Raw genomic sequence first — 3,773 nt, 5'->3', positions numbered from 1 at the left:
GGGCGAGGGGGTCCGGGGCGGCCGGGTCGGTGAGGGCCGCGGGATCGGCACCGGCCGCGCCCGGTACGCCCTTGACGGTGCCGCCGGGGCCGAGGAAGGCCGGGTCGCCGCCGGGGACCATGCCCAGCTCACGGGCGCGGCGCTGCAGGGCGTCGGGGGACGAGTAGGCGTCGATGTCCCGTTGCAGGGCCTGTTCCTCGTCGGTGAGGGTCTTCGTCCGCTTCTGCAGGGCGTCGAGCTTGAACGACCCTTCGCTGAGTGCGGAGTTCAGCACCAGCAGCCCGATGAGGCCGCCGCCGAGCAGCAGGACGACGAGAAGGACGAACGGGGCGCGGGCCGCCCGGGCCCGGCCGACCGGGAAGAGCCGGGCGAGCCGGGCCGCCCTCCCCTTGAGTTCGGGTTTCCTGCTCACTGGCCCTCCGGTGGCTCCGGCGCGCCGACAGGTGCGTCCGGAAACCCAACCGACCCGGATCCGCTCACTCGGCGTCCTCCCTGATGCGCTCGGCACCCCGCAGCCTGGCCGGGGCGGCCCTGCGGTTCTCGGCGATCTCTTCCTCGGTGGGAAGTTCGGCACCGCGCGTGAGCAGCTTGAGCCGCGGCTGGTAGCGCTCGGGCACGACCGGCAGCCCGGGCGGCGCCGTGGACGCGGCGCCGGCCGCGAACACCTGCTTCACCAGCCGGTCCTCCAGCGAGTGGTACGACAGCACGGCGACCCGGCCGCCGACGTCGAGCGCCTTGACCGCGGCCGGGATCGCCCGTTCCAGGACGGACAGTTCGCCGTTGACCTCGATGCGCAGCGCCTGGAAGGTGCGCTTGGCGGGGTTGCCCCCGGTGCGCTTGGCGGCCTGTGGCAGCGCGTCCCGGATCAGTTCGACGAGCCGCGCGCTGTTGTCGAACGGCTCCTTCTCGCGCTCGCGGACGATGGCGGAGACGATCCGCTTGGCCTGCTTCTCCTCGCCGTAGGCGCGCAGGATGCGCACCAGTTCGCCCGGCGGATAGGTGTTGAGGACCTCGGCGGCGCTGATACCGGTCGTCTGGTCCATGCGCATGTCGAGGGGGGCGTCCTGGGCGTAGGCGAACCCCCGGTCGGCCTCGTCCAACTGCATGGAGGAGACGCCGAGGTCGAACAGCACGCCCCGCACGCGCGGGACGCGCAGCCGGTCCAGCACCTCGGGCAGCTCGTCGTAGACGGCGTGCACGAGGGTGGCGCGCTCGCCGAAGGGGGCGAGCCGCTCGCCGGAGAGCCGCAGCGCCTCCTTGTCCCGGTCGAGGCCGATCAGCCGCGCCTCGGGGAACCGGGTCAGCAGTGCCTCGCTGTGGCCGCCGAGGCCGAGGGTGCAGTCGACGACCACCGCTCCCGGCCGCTCCAGTGCGGGTGCCAGCAGGTCCAGGCACCGCTGGAGCATCACCGGGACGTGTCGACTCTGGCTCAAGGGGGCCTCTCAGGTCCGGCGGGCGGTACGCACCGCCGGGTCCCCGCCCGCTCTGTGAAGGGGAGGCCTGCCGGCGCCGGAAGCGTCAGCCGACCGGGAGCGGGAGGAGGCCGAGCCGTACGTACGCGCCGCGCACGCGGGGAGACGGTCCGGGTGTCGTGCCGGGGTCTCCTGGGGTTTCACCAGCGGGGAGAGCCGCGCCTCCCGCTTCGCGTCACTTTAGTCCACCGTGTCGCGCGGTCAATCAACCGGCCTGCGCGTCGCGTACCGCATCCCGGCACGGTCCGCACTTCGGGGGATTCACCCTCCCGGACCCTGTTTGCCCTCCGTGTGGATCAGCTCACAACCCGCCACGATGGCGTTCTTTGTCCGCTCTCCCACCCGGCCGGGCACGGGGCCGACCAGTAACGTCGTGGCCATGACGATTTCGGCAGCAGCTCCCCACGGGTCCGACGGCGGCGCCATAGCGGGCGAGGGCACCGTCACGGACCGCCTCGTCGAGGCCAACGAGCACTACGCCGACGCCTTCGGCGACCCGGGCATGGACGCCCGGCCGGTCCTGCACGTCGCGGTCGTGGCCTGCATGGACGCCCGGATCGACCTGCACAAGGCGCTCGGCCTGCGGCTCGGCGACTGCCACACCATCCGCAACGCCGGCGGTGTCGTCACCGACGACGTGATCCGCTCACTGACCATCAGCCAGCGCGCGCTCGGCACCCGCAGTGTCGTGCTGATCCACCACACCGGCTGCGGCATGCAGACCCTCACCGAGGACTTCCGGCACGAGCTGGAGATGGAGGTCGGCCAGCGCCCGTCCTGGGCCGTGGAGGCGTTCCGCGACGTCGACCAGGACGTGCGGCAGTCGATGCGGCGCGTGCGCACCTCGCCGTTCCTGCCGCACACCGACGACGTGCGCGGCTTCGTCTTCGACGTCACGACCGGCCGGCTGCGCGAGATCGACCCGGCCTGACCGGCGTGCTCGGGCCCGGTCGCACCGGGTCCGCCGGGCCGCCCCGGCAGCCGCCGGACGGCGACGAGCCGCCCCACCGCATCGCGAGAGCCCGCATAAAAGACCGCAAGCCCGACAAAGTGCGGGCAGTTGTCCACAGGCGAGTGACACGAATCGGTAACGGCAGCAAGAATGCGGTGTGTGGACGTCGCGTGGAACCTTTTCCACGCGGTGTCCGTGTTTTCGGGGTGGGCCGGTTTCGCATCACAGAGCGTCGGCCCGAGTAAGAACGGGCCGAGGAGGGCCGGGTGACGACCTATGACGATCGAGCGAGCCTCACTGATCTGACCGCCACTGTGGAGCGGGTCCGCAGTTCGGTGGAGGGTGTGATCGAGGGCAAGCCCGAGGTCGTACGGCTTTCGCTGACCGTACTGCTCGCCGAGGGACACCTGTTGATCGAGGATGTCCCCGGTGTCGGCAAGACGATGCTGGCCAAGGCGCTGGCGCGGTCCATCGACTGCTCGGTGCGGCGCATCCAGTTCACGCCCGACCTGCTGCCGTCGGACATCACCGGTGTGTCCATCTGGGACCAGCAGCGCCGGGACTTCGAGTTCAAGCCGGGCGCCATCTTCGCCCAGATCGTGATCGGCGACGAGATCAACCGCGCCTCGCCCAAGACCCAGTCGGCGCTGCTGGAGTCCATGGAGGAGCGGCAGGTCACCATCGACGGGCAGAGCTACGAACTGCCGAGTCCCTTCATGGTGGTGGCCACCCAGAACCCGGTCGAGATGGAGGGCACCTACCCGCTGCCCGAGGCACAGCGGGACCGTTTCATGGCCCGGGTCTCCGTCGGTTACCCGAGCGTCGAGGCCGAGCTGCGGATGCTGGACGTGCACGGCGGCGTCTCCCCGCTGGAGGACCTCCAGCCGGTGGCGCACGCGCACGAGATCGTGAAGCTGATCGAGGCGGTGCGCGGCGTGCACGTCTCCGAGGCGGTGCGCCGGTACGCGGTCGAGCTGGTCGCGGCCACCCGCAGCCACCCCGACCTGAGACTGGGCGCCTCCCCGCGCGCGACGCTGCACCTGCTGCGCGCCGCCAAGGCGTCCGCCGCCCTGGCCGGCCGGGAGTACGCGCTGCCGGACGACGTGCAGGCGCTCGCGGTCGCGGTGCTCGCGCACCGGCTGCTGCCCACCGCCCAGGCGCAGCTCAACCGCCGCACGGCCGAGCAGGTCGTGCAGGAGATCCTGCAGCACACGGCCGTCCCCGCGGCACCGGGTCAGCAGACCGGCTTCGGCGGCCTCGGCCGCGTCATCCCCGCCTATCCCCAGCAGCCCCCGCGGGGTCTGTGATGAGCGCCGGGGGGGCGGGGCAGGCGGAGGCCGACCGCGGGG

The 3,773-nt window shown here is 72.1% G+C and carries 4 protein-coding genes; 2 read left to right on the top strand and 2 right to left on the bottom strand.

The features are described 5' to 3' along the window. Positions 1-412 (bottom strand): septum formation initiator family protein (locus V7E45_RS39265; RefSeq protein ID WP_333779076.1); only part of this gene is annotated, 412 nt, incomplete at its 3' end. A 64-nt stretch (positions 413-476) separates the two neighbouring features. Beyond that, on the bottom strand, positions 477-1,433 hold the full coding sequence (gene rsmH / locus V7E45_RS39260) for a 16S rRNA (cytosine(1402)-N(4))-methyltransferase RsmH (protein WP_319150371.1): 957 nt from the start codon (positions 1,431-1,433) through the stop codon (positions 477-479). A 418-nt stretch (positions 1,434-1,851) separates the two neighbouring features. Between rsmH and V7E45_RS39255 the strand changes: the two genes are divergently transcribed. Then, entirely contained in the window at positions 1,852-2,403 is a 552-nt protein-coding gene (locus V7E45_RS39255; protein WP_333779075.1) for a beta-class carbonic anhydrase, read from the top strand. A 287-nt stretch (positions 2,404-2,690) separates the two neighbouring features. After that, entirely contained in the window at positions 2,691-3,731 is a 1,041-nt protein-coding gene (locus V7E45_RS39250) for an AAA family ATPase (RefSeq protein WP_333779074.1), read from the top strand. The last annotated feature ends 42 nt before the right edge of the window (positions 3,732-3,773 follow it).

It is taken from the genome of Streptomyces sp. IBSBF 3136, assembly GCF_036815105.1.
GTDB lineage: Bacteria > Actinomycetota > Actinomycetes > Streptomycetales > Streptomycetaceae > Streptomyces.
Note: the sequence above shows the minus strand (reverse complement) of the source record. Positions and strands in the feature narration are given on the sequence as shown.